21 protein-coding genes are annotated in these 19,714 nt (G+C 34.8%); 7 read left to right on the plus strand and 14 right to left on the minus strand.

Going from position 1 to position 19,714, the window contains the following annotated elements:
- Position 1: 1 nt before the first annotated feature.
- From ACYQ3X_RS07260 to ACYQ3X_RS07325, 14 genes are all read right to left on the minus strand, one after another.
- Positions 2–808, minus strand: a complete 807-nt coding sequence (locus tag ACYQ3X_RS07260) for a MinD/ParA family protein (protein ID WP_460181141.1) — start codon at positions 806–808, stop codon at positions 2–4.
- Positions 798–1,826, minus strand: a complete 1,029-nt coding sequence (locus ACYQ3X_RS07265; protein ID WP_460181142.1) for a flagellar biosynthesis protein FlhF — start codon at positions 1,824–1,826, stop codon at positions 798–800. Before ACYQ3X_RS07265 ends, ACYQ3X_RS07260 begins: the two co-directional genes overlap by 11 nt.
- Positions 1,827–1,839: 13 nt before the next feature.
- A complete protein-coding gene (gene flhA / locus ACYQ3X_RS07270) occupies positions 1,840–3,882 on the minus strand; it encodes a flagellar biosynthesis protein FlhA (RefSeq protein ID WP_460181143.1) in 2,043 nt (680 codons plus the stop codon).
- Between the two features lie 5 nt (positions 3,883–3,887).
- Entirely contained in the window at positions 3,888–4,946 is a 1,059-nt protein-coding gene (flhB, locus tag ACYQ3X_RS07275; RefSeq protein ID WP_460181144.1) for a flagellar biosynthesis protein FlhB, read from the minus strand.
- A 3-nt stretch (positions 4,947–4,949) separates the two neighbouring features.
- Positions 4,950–5,681 (minus strand): flagellar biosynthetic protein FliR, encoded by a 732-nt coding sequence (locus ACYQ3X_RS07280; protein ID WP_460181145.1) that lies wholly within the window; start codon positions 5,679–5,681, stop codon positions 4,950–4,952.
- On the minus strand, positions 5,678–5,947 hold the full coding sequence (gene fliQ, locus ACYQ3X_RS07285) for a flagellar biosynthesis protein FliQ (protein WP_460181146.1): 270 nt from the start codon (positions 5,945–5,947) through the stop codon (positions 5,678–5,680). Before fliQ ends, ACYQ3X_RS07280 begins: the two co-directional genes overlap by 4 nt.
- Positions 5,944–6,954, minus strand: coding sequence for a flagellar type III secretion system pore protein FliP (gene fliP / locus ACYQ3X_RS07290; RefSeq protein WP_460181147.1), 1,011 nt, complete (start codon positions 6,952–6,954; stop codon positions 5,944–5,946). Before fliP ends, fliQ begins: the two co-directional genes overlap by 4 nt.
- An 8-nt stretch (positions 6,955–6,962) precedes the next feature.
- Positions 6,963–7,370 carry a flagellar motor switch protein FliN gene (gene fliN / locus ACYQ3X_RS07295; RefSeq protein ID WP_460181148.1) on the minus strand — a complete coding sequence of 136 codons (408 nt, stop codon included), beginning with the start codon at positions 7,368–7,370 and terminating at the stop codon, positions 6,963–6,965.
- Between the two features lies 1 nt (position 7,371).
- On the minus strand, positions 7,372–8,340 hold the full coding sequence (fliM, locus tag ACYQ3X_RS07300) for a flagellar motor switch protein FliM (protein ID WP_460181149.1): 969 nt from the start codon (positions 8,338–8,340) through the stop codon (positions 7,372–7,374).
- A 2-nt stretch (positions 8,341–8,342) separates the two neighbouring features.
- The gene (locus tag ACYQ3X_RS07305) at positions 8,343–8,843 is read right to left on the minus strand and encodes a flagellar basal body-associated FliL family protein (protein ID WP_460181150.1); all 501 of its coding nucleotides are present in this window, start codon (positions 8,841–8,843) and stop codon (positions 8,343–8,345) included.
- Positions 8,844–8,993: 150 nt separating this feature from the next.
- Positions 8,994–10,610: a DNA mismatch repair endonuclease MutL gene (gene mutL / locus ACYQ3X_RS07310; protein ID WP_460181151.1), complete on the minus strand. Its 1,617-nt coding sequence runs from the start codon at positions 10,608–10,610 to the stop codon at positions 8,994–8,996.
- A 55-nt stretch (positions 10,611–10,665) separates the two neighbouring features.
- A complete protein-coding gene (locus ACYQ3X_RS07315; protein ID WP_460181152.1) occupies positions 10,666–11,061 on the minus strand; it encodes a PleD family two-component system response regulator in 396 nt (131 codons plus the stop codon).
- On the minus strand, positions 11,039–12,226 hold the full coding sequence (locus ACYQ3X_RS07320; RefSeq protein ID WP_460181153.1) for a type IV pilus twitching motility protein PilT: 1,188 nt from the start codon (positions 12,224–12,226) through the stop codon (positions 11,039–11,041). The genes ACYQ3X_RS07315 and ACYQ3X_RS07320 overlap by 23 nt, the downstream gene beginning before the upstream one ends.
- Positions 12,223–13,302, minus strand: a complete 1,080-nt coding sequence (locus ACYQ3X_RS07325) for a type IV pilus twitching motility protein PilT (RefSeq protein WP_460181154.1) — start codon at positions 13,300–13,302, stop codon at positions 12,223–12,225. The genes ACYQ3X_RS07320 and ACYQ3X_RS07325 overlap by 4 nt, the downstream gene beginning before the upstream one ends.
- Positions 13,303–13,360: 58 nt before the next feature.
- Between ACYQ3X_RS07325 and ACYQ3X_RS07330 the strand changes: the two genes are divergently transcribed.
- Genes ACYQ3X_RS07330 through cmr1 form a run of 7 tightly spaced genes read left to right on the plus strand, consistent with a single transcriptional unit; the run spans position 13,361 to position 19,644 of the window.
- A complete protein-coding gene (locus tag ACYQ3X_RS07330; RefSeq protein WP_460181155.1) occupies positions 13,361–14,002 on the plus strand; it encodes an HAD-IA family hydrolase in 642 nt (213 codons plus the stop codon).
- Positions 13,999–14,751 (plus strand): nucleotide-binding protein, encoded by a 753-nt coding sequence (locus ACYQ3X_RS07335; RefSeq protein WP_460181156.1) that lies wholly within the window; start codon positions 13,999–14,001, stop codon positions 14,749–14,751. Before ACYQ3X_RS07330 ends, ACYQ3X_RS07335 begins: the two co-directional genes overlap by 4 nt.
- A complete protein-coding gene (gene mazG / locus ACYQ3X_RS07340) occupies positions 14,735–15,508 on the plus strand; it encodes a nucleoside triphosphate pyrophosphohydrolase (protein ID WP_460181157.1) in 774 nt (257 codons plus the stop codon). The genes ACYQ3X_RS07335 and mazG overlap by 17 nt, the downstream gene beginning before the upstream one ends.
- A 20-nt stretch (positions 15,509–15,528) precedes the next feature.
- Positions 15,529–16,296, plus strand: a complete 768-nt coding sequence (gene cas6 / locus ACYQ3X_RS07345; protein ID WP_460181158.1) for a CRISPR-associated endoribonuclease Cas6 — start codon at positions 15,529–15,531, stop codon at positions 16,294–16,296.
- Between the two features lie 37 nt (positions 16,297–16,333).
- Entirely contained in the window at positions 16,334–18,016 is a 1,683-nt protein-coding gene (cas3, locus tag ACYQ3X_RS07350) for a CRISPR-associated helicase Cas3' (protein ID WP_460181159.1), read from the plus strand.
- Entirely contained in the window at positions 17,997–18,737 is a 741-nt protein-coding gene (locus ACYQ3X_RS07355) for a CRISPR-associated endonuclease Cas3'' (protein WP_460181160.1), read from the plus strand. Before cas3 ends, ACYQ3X_RS07355 begins: the two co-directional genes overlap by 20 nt.
- Before the next feature lie 4 nt (positions 18,738–18,741).
- Positions 18,742–19,644, plus strand: a complete 903-nt coding sequence (gene cmr1 / locus ACYQ3X_RS07360; protein WP_460181161.1) for a type III-B CRISPR module RAMP protein Cmr1 — start codon at positions 18,742–18,744, stop codon at positions 19,642–19,644.
- Positions 19,645–19,714 lie beyond the last annotated feature (70 nt).

Here is a 19,714-nt window from a genome sequence, read left to right on the forward strand (position 1 = left end):
TTTATTCAGTTAAAGCTTTTTTGAGGAAAAACTGCATGCCTCCTTTTAATAGGTCAACCTCTCTTTTCAGAAACTGTTTTGCAATTTCTGTAAGTTTCTTTGAAAAATCAGATGTTGGGTAAAGGGTTATGTATGGTTTCTGTGCAATTACAGCTTCTTTTATTTTTTCATCATAGGGAAGTTCTCCAAGCCAATCAATGGATATTCCAAGAAATCTTTCAGTAACCATGGATAGTTTTCTGAATGTTTCTTTTGCCTCCTTATGATTTTTTGTATTATTAACAACTATCCGAAAGTTCATTTCCCCATGTTCTTTATAAAGCACCTTAATTAATGCATAGGCATCGGCAATTGAAGTTGGCTCAGGAGTAACAATTACAATTGTGTCATGGGCAGCAGAACAGAAAAATGTCACATTATCTGAAATGCCTGCTCCTGTATCAATAAGAAAGATATCATAGTCTTTATCAAAATTTTCAAGCTCTTCAATAATTCTCATTTTATGACCATAAGTAAGCTGGGTAAGCTCTCTTATTCCAGAACTGGCAGGAATAATATCAATTCCTTCAGGAGTTTTAACAACTATATCTTTCATTGATTTTTCACCTGAAAGCAGATGTTTTATGTTAAATTTTGGAGCTATTCCGAACATTATATCAATATTGCTTAAACCAACATCAGCATCCATAAGAAGCACTTTCTTCTGCATGCTTCTGAAAACCAGAGCAATGTTTGTTACAAAGTTGGTTTTTCCCACACCTCCTTTACCGCTTGAAACAGCCACAATTCTTGGTATATTAGTTTTCACAGACTCCTCCTACAATAAGATTTGGTATTGTACATGGAGGAAGTAGTCGAGCCTGAGGCTCTCCATAGGCTCCTGAGGTAATAAAACTTACAGGTTTACCTGATAAAACTGACAGGTTATATAAAGAACCATAGTTTTGCGCTAAATCAATTTTGCTGAAGCCTATACAATCCACTGAAGCAGTATCCATTGTTTTTAACACTCTGATACTTGAGTGTGTTGCCATTGATGCGTCCATAATAAGACATTTTTTTACAGGCATATCCTTTAATATATCTTTAATTTCTTCTGCTATGCTTATGTTTGCATCTCCAGGAGTATCAACAAATATTTTTTTTCTGTCAATCTCTTTGTGCATTATTTTATAAAGTTCTCCTAATTCACTTACAAATTTTGCTTCACATTTTAACTTTAATGCTATTTCTTTTATATAAGCAACAGAGGAAATTCTTGAATCAAGAGAAAGAATCATAATTTTTTGATTATTTGCCCTTAAAATCTGCCCTAATTTAAAAATTGTTGTTGTTTTGCCAACGCCTGGCAGTCCATAAAAAACAAATCCCCTTTCCTCATCAAAATTATTTTTACAGATTTTTAAATCCTTTTCAATTGCCTTCCTTAACTCATTCATATCATTAGCTTTTTCTATAAGCATCAAAGCAAGATATGGTTCCACATTATTTTTAATGAGAAAATTATAAAGTCCTCTTTTTGAGAGATCATCAAGTGAGGGAAATAGTTTTATAACACTTTCTCTTAAAAGGCTTACTTCAGCTTTAAGCCTTTCTATTTCCTTAAACACTCCAGAGTCAAATTCATTATGCAGTCTGTTACCCAGAACATCCTGAACAGAGTCTATTCCATCATCTATTGCAGCAGTAACCTCTATATAAGAATGGTTTGAAAGAGGCTCTTTTTTAGAAGAACTTGAAAGAATCACTGCATCTGGACCCATTTCTTTTTTAACTGTTTCTAAAACCTCCTTAAAGCTTTTACCCTGAAATTTTTTTATTTTCATAGTTCCCTCCTGCTTAATCAGGCTTTACTGTAGCAAGCATAACTATTTTTACTCCTTGAGATATTTCCTGCGGCGATAGCACAGGCAAATAAGGAGCAATTCTTTCCATTGCCCTTTTTACAAACCTTCTTATTGCCTGCGAACATATTAAAACTGGTTGATACCCTTTAATTGTTGCTTCATCTGCCAGTGCCTTTACCTTTTCAATTGTTTTTTCCACTAATACTGGATCAGGAGCAAAAATTGTGCCTTGAGGTGTTGTTTGCAAAGACTCAATAAATGTTCTTTCAAGGGAAGGTTCAAGTAAAATTGCAGTTATTGAACCGTCAGGATTCTGAACACTTTTTGTTATTCTTCTTGACAGTGCCTGTCTAACATATTCTGTTAAAATATCTGGATCCTTTGTAATACTGGCGTACTCTGCAAGGCTTTCAAGTATAGTCTGTAAATCCTTTATTGAAACTCTTTCTCTTAAAAGATTCTGAAGAACTTTCTGAACCTGTGAAAGAGTTAAAAGATTAGGGATTAAATCATCAACTACTCTTGGATGGGTTTTTGCAAGATTGTCAAGAAGTCTCTGAGTTTCCTGTTTCCCAAGAAGTTCATAACCATAATTTTTAAGAATTTCTCTAAGATGGGTAACAATAACAGAGGGTGCATCAACAACTGTAAATCCAAGCATCTGTGCCTTTGATATATCCTTTTCCTCAATCCACAGAGCATCCACTCCAAAAGCTGGATCCTTTGTTGGAATTCCTTCAATTTCCTGTGAAGGTTTAGCACCAATTGCAAGAAATCTTCCAGGAATTATCTCTGAAGTGGCTATCTCAACTCCTTTTATGAGAATACTGTATTGAGAAGGCTTAAGCATTAAATTGTCTTTTATATGAATAGATGGAACTATGTAACCCATCTCCATAGCAATCTGTTTTCTCAGAGAGCGAATTCTTTCAACAAGAGAGCTTTCTCCTTCAACAAGCGGGATAAGAGTATATCCTATTTCAAGGGAAATTGGATCAACTCTCAGAAAACTTTCAAGCTGAGCCTCCATTGTAGGAGGTTTTTCCTCTGGTAAAGCAGATGGAATCACTTCTTTTTCTTTTCTCTCTCTGGTTATCATCAGATATGCAATTGCGCCCGAGACCACTGCAATAATTATAAAAGGAAGATGGGGAAGCCCTGGAATTAAACCAAGCAAAAGAAGCACTCCTGATGCTGTGGCAAGAGTCTTTGGATTTTTAAAAAGTTGATTTAAAATATCCTGTCCAAGATTTGACTCAGTAGCTGCTCTACTTACTACAATACCTGCTGCAGTTGATGTAATAAGTGCAGGAACCTGAGCTGCCAATCCATCACCAATTGTGAGAATCACATATGTTTGAACAGCATCTCCTATTGCCATTCCCTTCTGTAACACTCCAATCAAAATTCCACCAATGATGTTTATAATCATGATAATTATCGCTGCAATAGCATCACCACGAATGAACTTACTCGCACCATCCATTGCTCCATAAAAGTCTGCTTCTCTGCTTATCTCTTCTCTTCTACGCCTTGCCTCCTTTTCATCAATAAGCCCAGCATTAAGGTCTGCATCTATGCTCATCTGTTTACCTGGCATTGCATCAAGGGTAAAACGGGCTGAAACCTCTGCAATTCTTCCAGCACCTTTTGTAATTACAATGAAGTTGATTATTACAAGAATTAAAAAGACAATTAATCCAACCACAAAGTTTCCGCTTACAACAAACTCTCCAAATGCTTTAATAACTTTTCCTGCTGCTTCAGTCCCCATTTCACCCCTTGTAAGAATAAGCCTAGTTGATGCGATATTCAGGGATAGTCTCAGTAGTGTGGCAATTAACAAAACAGAGGGAAATACTGAAAAATCAAGGGGTTTTCTCACATAGGATGCCACAAGAATAATAAGGATTGAAAGCGTTATGCTCATTGTAAGAGAAAGGTCAAGTATAAAGGGAGGAACTGGCACAATCATGAAAATGAGTATTAAAATTATGCCTACTGCCACTAAAATATCACTTCTTATGTAATTCATTATATTCATGCAATCTTTCTTCCTTTAAGCTTATAAACTGTTGCTAAAATTGTGGCAACTGCCTTATAAAGTGCTTCAGGAATTTCTTCTCCAACAGGAATTCTGTACAATGCTCTTGCAAGTGGTTTATTTTCATAGATTGGTACACCTGCTGTCCTTGCAATCTCTTTTATTCTTTCAGCAAGAATATTTGCTCCCTTTGCAACAACTTTTGGAGCATTCATAGTTTGAGAATCATATTTTATACATACAGCAATATGAAGAGGGTTTGTTATTACCACATCTGCCTTCGGAACTTCCTGCATCATTCTTCTTCGTGCAATTTCTCTCTGTAAGCTTCTTATTCTTGCTCTTACCATTGGAGAACCTTCTGTTTCTTTAAATTCTTCCTTTATTTCCTGCTTGGTCATTCTCAAATTTCTCTCATACTGCCATCTCTGATAAGCAAAATCTATACCTGCAAAAACTGTAAGCATTATAAGGCATGCAAGAAAAAACTGATAAATCTTTTGAAATGAAACTCCTGCAATAGCTTTTATATCCATGTCTACTAAAAGTGGCATAATATTGACATCTTTTTCTAAAACAAAGTATATCACAGCACCAAGAGCTATCAGCTTTAAAATACCCTTTATTGTTTCAAACAAAGCATTAAGGGAAAACATTCTTTTTATACCCTTTATTGGACTTATTCTTGAAATATCAGGAACCAATGGAGCAGTTGTAAAAAGAAAACCTGTTTGAACAAAGTGAACGACTAAAACGCCAAAAATAAGTAACGCTCCAACTGGAGCAAACTGAAGAAAAAACCATTTTATCTCATCTTTTATTATGGCAAGGATAGCACTACTTACAAAATCAGGATTCAGTCTTGTAAATGCTTCTTTTAAGTGTTTTTCTGCTGCGATTAAAAAAGTACCGAAGAAAACAAAATAAAGAAAAATCATCCATGGACTAACTATACCTGTAAGTTCTCTGCTTCTTGGAACTTCACCTTTCTGCCGAGCCTTTTCCCTCCTTCGCGGGGTAGCCTGCTCTGTTCGTTCCTGAAGTTCCTCTGGCATCTTTTACCTCAATAAACCAGACAGAGCATCTTTAAGATTAATAAATACCTTTGATAAAACCATTGTGAAAATTGGAACGCTCAACCAGATCACAGCAATTCCTGTGGCAAGTAAAAGAGGGAATCCAACGAAAAAAACATTTGCCTGAGGCATAATTCTTGATAAAAATCCGAGCCCCATATTCATTAAAACCTGAACAAGGAGCACAGGAGCTGAAAGCTTCAATGCCAGAGGGAACAAAAGATAGGAAAACTCTATTACATTTTTTGCAAAGGAAAACTTTGCTGGTACTTCAAATGTTTTAACCATAACTTCAACAAGACTGAGATGCAGATCAAGAGAAAAAAATAGAGCAATCATAAACATTTCATAAAAAACTGTGAGTGGTCCCATAAGTTCACCAAATTGAGGATTAAAGATGTTTGCTACTGCAAAACCTATCTGCATGCTCATCCATTGAGATGCTGTCTCAACTGCTGCAATTATAACCCTTACCATCAAACCAATGGCTAATCCAAAAAGCACAGCATTGAAGAGAGAGAGCAAAAAGTTTTCTTCTCTCTGAGGTATAAAAGACATTATTGCAAAAGATACTGAAAGGGCAAAAAAGAATCTGAAAATTAAAGGAATGGTTCTACTTCCAATGTATGGCAGAAAAAAAAGAATTACAGAAACTCTGATAAAAACAGGAATAAATTTATAAATCTGCGTTGTAAGCAACTCTAAGTAGTTCATTTCACATACAATGGAAGATTTTCAAAAATTCCTCTTGTAAACTTTGTCATTATATTGACCATCCATGGAATTGTAAGAAGAAGTGTTAAAAATACAGCAATTACCTTTGGAACAAAGCTTATAGTCATCTCCTGTAGCTGAGTTATTGCCTGAAATAAACCTATCAGAACTCCTACAATAAGGCTTACAAAAAGAACAGGACCACCAACCAGAAGTATTGTTTCCAAGGTCTGTTTTGATATGTAGTTTAAAAACTCCACTGTCATTTAAATCCTCCTGCCAGTGAACCAATTATTAACTGCCATCCATCAACTAAAACAAAAAGCAATAATTTAAAAGGCATTGATATCATAACAGGCGGTACCATAAACATACCCATTGATAGCAATATGCTTGCCACAACAATGTCAATAACAAGAAAAGGCAAAAAGATTAAAAATCCTATTTCAAAAGCTCTTTTTAACTCTCCAAGAGCAAAGGCAGGGACAACAATCTTCATTGGTAAATCCATAGGAGTTGCAGGTTTTACTTCAGTTTTTGAAAGTTTAAGAAACAGTGCAAGGTCTTTCTCCCTTGTCTGTTTTAACATGAATTCTTTAAATGGAACTGATGCTCTATTGATTGCCTCTTGCATTGTGATTTCTTTTTTTGAAAGAGGGATATAAGCTTCATTGTAAACTCTATCAATGGTTGGAGACATAATAAAAAGTGTAAGAAACAATGCAAGTCCTATTATCACCTGATTTGGTGGAACAGCTGGTGTTCCAAGAGCCTGTCTTAAAAGGGATAAAACTATCACAATTCTTGTAAAAGAAGTCATCATAATCAAAATTGCAGGTAAAAAGCTAAGTAAAGTGATAAATACAAGGATATCAACTGCAGAGGAAAATCCAAAAATTCCACCTCCAGCATCTCTCTGAGGTGCTGCAAAGCAAATGGCAGGAATCATGACAAAAGCAAGACAGAACACTCCACCTTTAAATATTCTCTGCCATACAGGTTTTTTTTCTTCTTGTTGTGTCTCAAAAATTGCCTTAATCTTTGAAGAATCCAGTTTAGTTATGAGATTAATTCCATTTTCTGATATTCCCACTAAGAGATATTCATCAAAAGCTTTTACAACTCCTATACCTTTTTTATAACCTACTGGTTGATAGTAAACAATCTGAATAAATCCTTTGCCTGGATTTATCTTATTTTTCATCAATCTGACAACTATGTAAAGGGCTACAATAATAAAAATTAAGGATGCTATTAGTTTAAAATACTCCACTGCACACCTCATCCAAGCTGTTTTACTCTTTCCTGCGGACTTATAATATCTGTGATTCTAATTCCAAACTTTTCATTAACCACAACCACTTCTCCTCTTCCAATAAGCTTTCCATTAACATAGACTTCCATTGGTTCTCCTGCAAGTTTATCAAGTGCTACCACAGACCCCTGTGTTAACTGAAGAAGTTCCTGAACGAGAATCCTTGTAGAACCAATAATAACTGTTAATTCAAGCGGAATATCAAGAATAAATTCAATATCTCTTATCCTGGGTTTTTCAGCAGTTGGAGTAAATTCATCTATCTGTGGAGTTTGCACTGCCTGCTGCTTCATTGCTTTCTCCATTTCAAGAGCTTTTGCCATGTCAAGATCTTCTTCTAAGTTTTCCTGTTGTTTAACTTCTTTTTCTTCCATTCTATGCCTCCCCTGATATTTTTATTGCATAGTTTCCTTTATAGGTGCCAAGTTTGCCTTTAAACTTTGGCACACCTTCTACAAGCACATCCAGATCCTCATCTATTCTTTTTTGAAGAGTTATAATGTCACCTGCTTTAAGGTCTATTAGAGTTTTAAAATCTATTGTTACCTTGCCTAAAACTGCCTCTATCTTAACAGGAGATTGTTTTATCTGTGCCTTAAGTCTTCCTATCCATTTCATGTCTATTTCATCTCTGTCAGCAAGAAATGCACTGTAAAGTTTTTCTTTTATAGGTTCCACAGAGGAATAGGGAATACAGACCATAATTTTACATTCCCTTGTTTCAATCTCAAGGGTAAACTCCGTTTCTATGACCACATCTACAGGTGTAACAATTGTAACGAACTGGGGATTCATCTCACTGCGGATGTATTGAGGTTTTACAGGAAATACTGGCTTCCAAGCCTCTTCCATAGATTCAAGAAACATCATTACAACTTTGTGAATAATTCTTTGCTCTATAGGAGTAAACTCCCTTCCCTCAGGCTTATAATATCCTTTGCCAGAGCCTCCAAAATAAAACTCTATAAGAGAGAAAATCATTGATGCATCAAAAACTACAAGGCTGAAGCCTCTTAAAGGCTCAAGTTTTATGATATTTAAACTTGAAGGGAAAGGAACAGAACGAAGAAAATCGTAAAACTTTGTTATGTTTACATTCACATTGACAATTTCTACAATTTTTCTTATATCTGAAGAAAGAGAGATTCTAAAGGCTCTTGCAAGCCTCTCATTAATGATATCAAGAGAAGGCATTTTACCACGAACAATCTTCTCCTGTGACGTAAAATCATAAGGTCTTATTCCAGAAGGAGCTTCTGCTGTCTCGGTTTCAACTTCTCCTCCTGAAATACCTTTTAGCAGGGCATCTATTTCTTCTTGAGATAGGATTTCGTCGTCTGGCATGGCTACTGCATTACAAAATCTGTAAGATAAACATTTGTAACAGTGTTTTCACCAAGAATCTGGCTTACCCTTTGCTTTATCTCGTCCTTAAGAATAAGTTTCCCCTCAGGAGTAATCAATTCATCGGATGTTTTATTTGTTAAAAGAGTTATAATGGCATCTCTTATCTGAGGTGTTTTATTTTTTGCCTGTTCTGTAAGTTTTACATCAGAAAGCTCAAGCTGAATAGTAACCTTAAGATACTTCGTTCCACCCTGATCCATTAAGTTTACCACAAAAGGTTCAAGAGAAAAATTTACACCCTGAGATTCCTTTGCAGTGGAGCTTTTAGTATGCTGAGTGCCTTTGCCAAGCAGGAAAAAGTAAGCTCCTGCTGCAGCAGCTATAAGAACTACTGCAGCAATAATAATCATTAATGGAAGCTTGCCTTTTTTCTTAGATTTTTCTGGTTGTTCCTTTGGCTCAGCTTCATCATTCTGTAATTTTGCTGTTTCTTTTGGCATATCTTACCTCCTTCAGCTCTTTTCTAAGTTTAAAACATTTAGCATAATTTATGCCAAATAGCAGAAAAAAGGAGATTACTCACCTGCTTTGCGGATTCAGAATAACATTACGCCAAATTTTTGACAATCTACAGTGTCTTTTTGACAGTACTACCTTAAAAACCACTTTTTTATTTCATCAATTGCAAAATACCTTTTTACTGGTCTTCCGTGAGGACAGTGTTCAGGATCAGAGGTTTTTTCAAGCTCCTGCAATAAGGTCTTTATTTCCACATAATTAACTTTATCATTTGCTCTGAGAGACCTGTGACAGGCAATAGTAGCTGCAATTTTTCTTTTTATCTCAACAAAATCTGGTTTGCCAATCTCTTCTTTAATGGTTTTAGCAATGCTTTCAATTATTCCTGCCACATCACCATGCTGGATAAATTCAGGCAATGCTCTTATTATTATTGAGTTTTTACCAAAATCATCAGCTTCAATGCCAAGCTCATGAAGAATTGGCAGATTTTCTTTTATTAAAATATAATCATCAGAGCTAAGATTTACAATAACAGGAAAGACAAGATTTATAACCACTTCATTCATTTTATTTAAAATTTTTTCAAAATTTACTCTCTCATGCGCAGCATGATAGTCAAGAAATACCACACCATTAGACTCCTTAATAACCACAATAGAATCACCAAGAGTTAAAAACTCTGGCTCTTTACTAAAAACTGGCTCTGTATGAAATACAGAAATTTGCTCTAGAGCCTCTCTGTGAAACTCCCACTGAGATGGCTTTTCTGCAATTATGTTTTCTGCAACTTTAGACGATACAGGCTTTTCTTCTGCCATGCTAAAAATAAGCTGATGAATTTTCTGCGGGTTACAGAATCTAACTTGAGTTTTAGCTGGATGAACATTGAAATCTGCCTCTTGTGGAGGAATGGTTATGAAAATAATAAACTGCGGATAACTGAGCTGGAAAGCTTTATATATACTGCCCAGAATAGATTGTTCTTTCACAGGTCTTCGGTTCACAAAAATTTTAGATTTTCCTTTAAGCCCCTCACCTAAAAAAATTTCAATTTTGTAGCCATCCTTTGAAATCGTCTTAATCTTAAGGTTTTCAGCCAATTCCATACCAAAAACCTGGCATACTCTTTTATAAATGCTATCTGCTTGTGGAATATTTAAAATCTCTTCTTCATCAATAAATAAGGAAAAAGAAATTTCTGGAAAGGCAAGACAGTAATTTTGAAAGGTTTCAATAATATGTGCTTTTTCAGTATAGGGAGATTTAAGAAACTTTCTTCTTACAGGCGTGTTAAAGAAGAGGTCTGAAACCTGTATTGTTGTTCCCTTGGTAATTGCTGGTTTCTGCCATTTTAGAGTGCCAGCAACAAAATAGGTTTCTGTGCCTGTATTTTCTGTTACATGCTGAGTAATTATTTTTATTTTGCTTACCTGTGCAATAGAGTAAAGAGCTTCACCTCTGAAACCAAGAGAGGAAATTCTCATAAGGTCTTTTTCATCCTTTATCTTGCTCGTTGCATGTCTTTGAAAGGCAGTCAAAACATCCTCAGAACTGATACCCTCTCCGTCATCAATTATTTTTATTTCAGCAACTCCTGATTTTTTAATAAAAACAGAGATTGAACTTGCACCAGCATCTATTGAGTTTTCAATAAGTTCTTTCACAACACTGGCAGGTCTTTCAACAACTTCTCCTGCGGCAATTTTTCCTACAATACTTTCAGAAAGTATCTGAATTTTTCCCATTATTTTGTAAGTTTACCACCATTAAGGTCCATATTCAAAATACCATGGAGGATAACTAAGACAACTTTGAAAGAGTTTCTTTAAAAAGTTTGTATGTTTTTTGGTGTTCCACATAGGCTCTCTTAAAAATTGCTGGAAAATTATTTATATCTTTAACATTTACGATAAAATCAACACCCTTTACAAAAGCAGAAAGCCTGTCCATTGTGGGAATTGATAGAGATAACAAAATAGCAATAAGATCTCTTCTTTGATACATTGGCAGGGAAGATGTAGCTTCAATTATTTCATTGAATTGTTCTGCTATTATAATTAAAGATGCATCTTCCATTGCATTAAGAGCTTCCTTAGAATTGGAAAAAGTGAAACATTCAAATCCTGCTGATTTTAAATAATCAGCTAAAAATTTCTGAACTTCCTCGTTTGGTTCACATATAATCGCCTTTGGCATGTTTTATCCTTTTACCATAATCAATGTCAAGTTTTAGTCCCTCAATATCTGTTGTTTTTTCTCCCTTTGCCGCCTTCATTTTGTCAATCTCCATAATCACATAGGACCTTCTTGATGCATAGGCTACTGCAGTTTCCTCTGTAATTAATCCCTGTTTATAAAGTTCAAGTATGGACTGGTCAAAGGTATGCATACCAACTGCTCCACTTGTAGCAATTACATCATAAAAGGTTTTCTCAGCAGTTTCTCCATTTATAATTAACTCTCTTATTCTGAGATTTTTCCTCATAATTTCTGTTGCTACTATTCTTCCTCCGCCAATTTTCGGTAAAAGTCTCTGGCTAACAACCCATTTAAGTGTATCAGAAACTCTAAGTCTTATGTAATTTTCATCCTGTGGTGGAAACATTCCAATCATTCTTCCAATTGTTTGTCCTGCATCAGTTGTATGAAGTGTGCCAAGAACAAGATGACCTGTCTCTGCTGCTTGAATTGCTATTTCAAGGGTTTCTCTATCTCTTATTTCTCCAACAAGTATTACATGAGGAGCCTGCCTTAATGCAGCCCTGAGCCCGTCTGCAAAGTTATGGAAATCTATGCCAAGCTCTCTTTGGTTAAATGTAGATTTTTTATGCTGATGAACAAATTCAACAGGATCTTCAAGAGTTATAACATGACATGCTCTTGTTTCATTAATAATATTTAAAATTGCTGCAAGAGTGGATGATTTACCAGAGCCTGTTGCTCCTGTAACTAAAACAAGCCCCATTCTTTCATTGGCTATTTCTTTAACAATCGGAGGAAGTTTTAATTCCTCAACTGTTGGTATCTTCACTGGAAGCTTTCTCATTACAATTGAGTAATTTCCTCTTTGAGAAAAGATATTCACTCTGAATCTTGCTTTTTGGATAGCATAACTGGTATCGCAATATCCTTCTTTTATAAGATTTTCAATGAGCCTTTTTTGATTCATCAATGCTAAAGCTATTTTTTCTGTATGATAGGGTGTAAGAGACTGAATAGGAATATTCTGCAGATAAACAGGCTTTATTTCACCCCAAATAAGCACCTGAAAGGGCCTTCCCACTGTAAAGACAATATCTGAAAGATCAGGATAGGTCTCACAGATTCTGTCAAGTATGTAGTCAAGCTCCTGTTTTCTCATGCAATAGCTTCCTGAGGAACTTCTTTAAGAAATTTAGCGAATTTTTGTTTGTCTGTTGCCCTTTCATAGGCATCCTCTGGTGTGATTTTGCCTTCTTGAAGAAGTTGCAGTAAAGCATCATCCATTGTCTGCATACCTATTTTTTTGCTTGTCTGCATTATTGAAAGTATCTGATGGATTTTTCCCTCCCTTATAAGATTTGAAACAGCATAGGTATTAATCAGAATCTCACAGGCTGCAACTCTTCCTTTTCCATCTACTCTTCTTAAAAGTGTTTGAGCAATAACTGCCTGTAAAGACTCACTCAGTGAGGTTCTTACCTGTGCCTGCTGTTCAGGCGGGAAAACATCAATAATTCTATCAACTGTTTTAATTGCTGATGATGTATGAAGGGTGCTAAAAACAAGATGCCCTGTTGCAGCAGCCTCCAAAGCAAGTTGAATTGTCTCAATGTCACGCATCTCACCAACGAGAATTATGTCAGGATCCTCTCTTAAGGCTGCTCTCAGAGCTTTTGCAAAGGACTCTGTATGAGTTCCCACTTCTCTGTAGGATATAACGCATCCTTTATTTGGGTGAACAAACTCAATTGGATCTTCAATGGTGATTATTCTTTCTTTTCTATTGGTGTTTGCATAATCAATAATTGAAGCCAGGGTTGTAGACTTTCCAGAACCAGTAGGTCCTGTAACAAGAACAATTCCTTTTTTGAGCATTGCAAAGCGTTTTAGCACCTGTGGCAAGCCAAGCTCATCAATTGTTTTTATTTCATTGGGAATGTGTCTAAATGCCGCACCAATTCCTTCTTTATGCATAAAATAGTTAACACGAAAACGGGCAACACCTGGAATTTCATGGGCAAAATCAAGATCACCTGTTTCTTCAAATATTTTGATTTTTTCCTCCGGTGTGATTTCATAAAGAAGAGACCTTAATTCCTGATTATCAAGAATCTTATACTGAACCCTTACAAGCTCACCATGAATTCTTAATACAGGCTGACTTCCAGCAACAAGATGAAGGTCACTGGCTTTATTTTCAAGCATGAGTTTAAAAAAAGCATCTATCCGAGCCATGTTTAAATTATAGCACGATTCAATGAAGAAGTGAAGTCATGTTATACTAAAAACTACCATGATTGAGCTTATTATTTTTGATTTGGATGGCACGCTTGTTGATTCCTGTGAGGACATAACTCAGGCATTGAATTACTGTTTTGAAAAATTAGGAATTTCAGAATTTTCAAAGGAAGAAGTGAAAAAAATGGTTGGAGAAGGGGTTAATCGTCTTATAGAAAAAGCTTTGCAGGCAAGAGGTGTTAATTTTCCATCTCAAGAAATTATTAAGTGCTTTGTAAACTATTACAGAGAGCATATAACAGATTTTTCAAAAGCTTATCCTGAGGTAAAAGAAACACTTGAAGAATTAAAGAATATTAAAAAAGCCGTAATTTCCAATAAACTTACTGAATTGAGCATTAAAACTCTTGAAAATCTAAGTCTTTTAAAATACTTTGATTTTGTAGCTGGAAGCGATCTCTTCTCAGAGAGAAAACCTTCAGCAATACCCATTACTGAAACAGTTAAAAGATTTTATACTACCCCGGATAAAACATTAATTGTTGGAGACAGCGAACTTGACATCATGGCAGGTAAACAGGCAGGTGTTAAGACTGTAGCGGTTACATACGGATACAGGGAAAGAGAACTATTAAAGGACGCTGATTTTATAATTGATAAATTCAGCGAATTACTAAAAATTGCGAAAGCTCAATGAGTTATTTTATAGTTTTTGCAGGAAAAGGAGGAACAGGAAAAAGCACCCTTGCTGCCTTCACAGTAAAATATCTTTCAGAGAGGAAACTCAGCCCTGTTTTAGTTGTTGATGCAGATCCCAATTACTGTCTTCCAGAACTTTTAGGAGTGGAAATCAAAGAGACAGTGGCATCAATAAGGGATAATGCATTGAAACAAAAACCTGAGGGAATGAGTCTTGATGAATGGCTTGAAATTCAGATAAATAGAGTTATTGAAGAAGCTAAAGGATTTGACCTTATTGTCATGGGAAGGCCTGAAGGAAGTGGATGTTACTGTGCTGTAAACAATGTTTTAAAGAGAATTTTACAGGAGATTGCAGAACATTACAGATATATTGTTGTTGATAACGAGGCTGGCATGGAACACATAAGTAGAGGAATTCTTAATAAAGTTGACCTTTTATTCATAGTAAGCACATTTACTAAAACCAGTATTCAGGCTGCTTTAAGAATAAATGAACTGATTAAAGAGCTTAACATAACTCCTAAAAAGAAAGTTTTAATTATAAACATGGCTTTCAGAGAGTTTGAAGAATCTGAAGAAGAAGAGCTTTTAAAACACTTTGACAGCATCTATTATGTTTTCTTTGATAAAGATTTTCTTAAACTCAGTGAAAAAGGTAGAAATGTATTCAGTCTTCCTAAGGCAGAGGCAATATGGGTAAACTTTGAATGGATTCTGGAGGAGATAATTGAGCAAAAAATTTGATGAACTTGTCAAAATAATGGAAACCCTTCGCTCTGAAAAGGGATGTCCCTGGGATAGAGTTCAAACCCATGATACTCTTAAAAGATACCTTCTTGAAGAGGCTTATGAACTTATTGAAGCCATTGAAAATAAAGAGCCAGAAGCAATCAAAGAAGAGCTCGGAGATTTGCTTCTTCAGATTGTCTTTCACAGTCAGATAGCAAAGGAAGAAGGAAATTTTGATATAAACGATGTAATAAAAAGCATAATTCAGAAAATGATAAGCAGGCATCCCCATGTATTTGGAGAGGCTGAGTTTAAAACTCCAGAAGAAGTTTTAAATCAATGGGATGAAAGAAAGAAAGAAGAAGGTAAGCTTAGTAGTTCAATTCTTGAAGGAATTCCATTGGCATTGCCAGCCTTGCTGAGAGCATACAAAATTCAGTCAAGAGTATCAAAAGTAGGATTTGACTGGGATAATGCTCAAGGAGTTATTGAAAAAATCAAAGAAGAGCTGAAAGAGGTTGAAGAAGCAGTTGAAACTAAGGAAAAAGATAGAATAGAAGAAGAAATCGGAGACTTACTATTCAGTATTGTGAATCTTGCGCGTTTTCTAAGAATTGATCCAGAGACTGCTTTGAGAAAAACAAACAGAAAATTTGAAAAAAGATTTAAAAGCATGGAAAAACTTGTCAGAAAAAAGGGTAAAAGCCTTAAAGATATGAGTCTTCAGGAGATGGACAACCTATGGGATGAGATAAAAAAGGATATAATATAGAAAAAATTGAGGATTCAAAGATGCGACTTAAAATTAAGTTCCATCATGCAGAAAAACCCTTCATAACCTTACCATGCCATTATAATGAAGCTGTTCAGGGATTTATTTATCATCACCTTGAAGCTCACATTGCAAAAAAGATTCATGACAGAGGCTTTAAAGATCCTGAAACAGAAAGAAGATTTAAATTTTTCACATTCTCAAGACTTATACCTGATGATGGAGCTCAGATTAAAGATGGAAAAATAAAGCTACATGGTCCTTTAAACCTTGTCATTTCATCTCCAATAAACGATTTTATCCAGTCCTTTGCAATGAACTTAATGAAAGCTGGAGAATTTGTGTTCGCTGAAGAGAAAATGATTCTTACCTCTGTTCAGGTTGAAGCAATACCTGAATACAGAGAAAAAATCTATGTTAAAACTCTTTCACCAATAACTGTTTACAGCACCCTTAAAACATCCGATGGCAGAAAGAAAACCTACTACTACAGCCCCTTTGAAAGAGAGTTTGAAAAGCTTGTTATTGATAACTTAAACAAAAAACTGAGAGCATTAACAGGGAAGGAAGCTCAGGAAGGCTCTATAAAGCCATTCAGAGTAAACTCCAGAAATCAGAGAATTGTAATATATAAAAATACTGTAATCAAAGGCTGGGATGGAGTTTTTGAGATGACCCTGCCACCTGAACTATTTACCATTGCCTTTGATACAGGAGTTGGAGCAAAAAACTCCCAGGGCTTTGGATGTATAGAGGTTTGGAGGATTGAAGAGAAGATGAATATTTGATATAATTCAGGAAAATATTGAAATCAGGTTTTAGTAGATGAAGGAAAAACAAGAATTTTACAAAAAATATTTTAATATTCCCAATCCCTATAAGCATCAAATAAAGATATGGGAAAATATTGAGAATTTCAAATTTCCAGTTCTTCTCAGAGTTCCAACAGGTTCAGGAAAAACAGAAGCAGTTTTAGCTCCCTTTTTTGCACAGTTCATTAAAAATGAATTTTTCATTGCTCCAAGACTGATTTATGTCCTACCCATGAGAGTGCTTGTTAATTCAATTGCTGAAAGAATAGAGAAATATGCAAAGAAAGTCTCTCCCTATATAAGTATAAAAATTCAGCATGGCGATTTACCAGGATCACCCTTTTTTATAGGTGATATAATTGTAACCACTTTAGATCAATTTGTTTATGGATTTGCAAGGGCAAGTAAAGAGGTTGGGCACCATATTGATATGCCAGCTGGTGCTATTGCTTCATCTATGGTGGTATTTGACGAAGCCCATATGTATAGGGATGGATTTACATTTTCAATAATGAGAGCAGTTATGGAAATTCTATATCATACTAACATTCCTTTTGTAGTAATGACCGCCACTATGCCCGAAAGCCTTGAAAACAGCCTTTTTGAAAATATTAAAGATTATAGAAAAATCATAGGCAAAAATGTTGTAAACTCGAAAATAAAAATAAAAATTAGTAAAAAACCAATTTATTGTGATGGAAAAGTAAATATTTCAAAAGATCTTTTGAAAAAAATAAAAAATAAAAAAACTCTTATAGTTTTAAATCAAGTTAAAAGAGCACAAGAGGTTTATAATGAAATTAAGAGGCGTTTAAAATTATCAAGTGAAGAGATAGTTTTACTACATTCAAGATTCACGAGAATAGATAGAGCGGAACATGAGAGAAAGGCTCTTTCATTAATTCCTCATAAAGAAAATGGGAAAATAAAAATTCCAAAGGGCATAGGGATTGTTGTATCAACTCAAGTTCTTGAGGCAGGCATAGATTTTTCAGCAAAACTTCTTTTAACAGAACTTGCTCCCGCAGATGCATTGGTTCAAAGAGCTGGAAGATGTGCAAGGTATAAAGGGGAGGCAGGGGAGATGATAATCTTTCCTGTAGAAGATGATGGATATAAACCTTATGAAAAAAGACATTTAGAGAAAACTTTAGAATGGTTAAAGAAGCATACAAAGTTCAATATAAAAAACTTCAAAGAAGTTTCTCAATTTGTAAATGAGACCCTTGATTATTCCGCCAAAGACTACGAGGCAGTAGATACCTTAATTGATCTTTATGAGTGTGTCCTCTATGCAGATACAAACCCAGAGAATATCCAGATAAGAAAGGATAAATCAGCAAAAGTTATAGTAGTTGAACCCAAAATTGGTGAAAGAAGAAGGGAAAGCAAGGAAGAACAGCTTAAAAACGGTGTTAGAGATATTCTTAAAAATCATAAACTAAATGATTTTTCCTTTGATGTAGACATCAAAACACTGTGGAAATGGTTTAAGGATGGGATTTTGAAATATGAACTCAGGTGGAACGAGAATGAAAAAGGTAAATATGAGCCAGATGTTGTTAATCTAAAAGAAAGAGAGGGTGAGATTACAGAGGAAGATAGGAGAATCTCACCTTTTAAGACCTATATTATTGAAAGTTCTTATTACACCACAGATTTAGGAGTAACAAAAGATGAATCACAGTTTATTTAGTGCTCCGGAAGAAGATTACTCAGAGCATATTTTAAAGTGTAAGGAAAAACTTGAAATAATTCTACCCCAATTTTTGGTTGTAACTAAGCGCATTTTTGATAATTCAATAGATGAAACATGCTTAAAAAGAAGTTTTTCAGATATGCTTTTATACCATGATCTTGGTAAACTCACCAAAAAATGGCAGGAAAACATTGGTAAAGGTAAGAGTTTACCATCCCATGCCCCTATAGGAGCCGGGTTTGTTTATAAAAAATTATCAGAAGAAAGTGTTCCAGAAGATTTACGAAATGCCACAGCTTTTGCAATAGCTATCCACCACACTGATAAAGGACTTCTTGGAGACAATATTGAAAGACCGGATGTTCAAGCAATAATAGATGGGATTGTGGGTTATGATGGAAAAATTATTTGGCATGAGAATATTAATGAACTTAATGCGGAACTTTTTCCTGAAGATGCTAAAAATTTAAATGTCAACGACTTAAAAGATATGGCAAGGACCTTAAGAATATGGTCAAGGGGTGGAGGCATCCTTGAACAGCACAAAAGAAGGCTTCAGGCAATGCTCTGTCATCATATTTTAAAATTATGTGATATTTCCGCAGCAGTAGAGAGAAAAGAATACCAGAAAGAGAGCGATAGGGATTTTTATGGTGGCTGGCTTATGGTAGAGGAAATAAGAAGATATATGGAAGATTTTCAAAAAATAAGAGGGTGAAAAAATGACGGCACTAAAGTTAAATTGTAAACTTATAACTCCCATGTTTATGTATGGAGCTGATGGAATGACTCCAGAGTTGAGACCATCAGAATTCAAAGGCATGATAAGATTTTGGTGGAGAGCAATAAAAGCGGAAGATAATATAGAAAAGTTAAAAAAAGAAGAGTCTGAAATATTTGGAGGAAGTGGTGAGGGACAAGGAAAAAGTAAAATAAAAATAAGATTTTTAACCGAATTAAATGAATCTGATATAATGGATTATCAACCACTACCACATCACCAAGAAAATAATTGCCCTATTGATTCCCAAAAAAGATGCAGAAAAGCATTTAAAATAAAAGCAATAAAACCTGGAAAAGAAATAAAAATTATTTTTTTTGTAACACAAATGGAATTTAACATGATAAGAAACTTTGTCTATTTAATGTTTATTTTAGGAGGTTTTGGAAAGCGATCAAGAAGAGGTTTTGGAAGTTTAGAAATAATCGAACCAAAAATAAATATTGGGAATTTAGATAATATTTTAAATTTATTAAACGATATAAGTAATGGAAGATACAAAATAGATAATTCACGAATTCTCGATAATGTGCAATCAATAATAAACAAAAATCCAAAGGGAGGACCCTATCCTTGGATTAAGGAAATTATTATAAGTAAAAAAGAATTTAATAATTATGATGATATTCTTAAATTTATTGGTAATACCTCACACAAATATAGTGATCCTTCATTAGGTAATGCAAATCCGAGAATGGCTTCCCCAGTTTATGTTTCTGTAATTAAAACTGAAAATAAATTAAAACCCATAATTACTTTATTGAACTCGAATTTTCCTTCTTCTAATTATCCCAGATGGGATTTTGGCAAACAAAAAGATTTCATAAAGGAGTTAATAATATGAGTGGAAATAGTAAGTTTTCTAATTTTTCAGAAAAACTCAAATTATTTTTTCACGACCCTATTGATAAATG

The sequence above is a fragment of the Thermodesulfovibrio sp. TK110 genome (genome assembly GCF_054658355.1).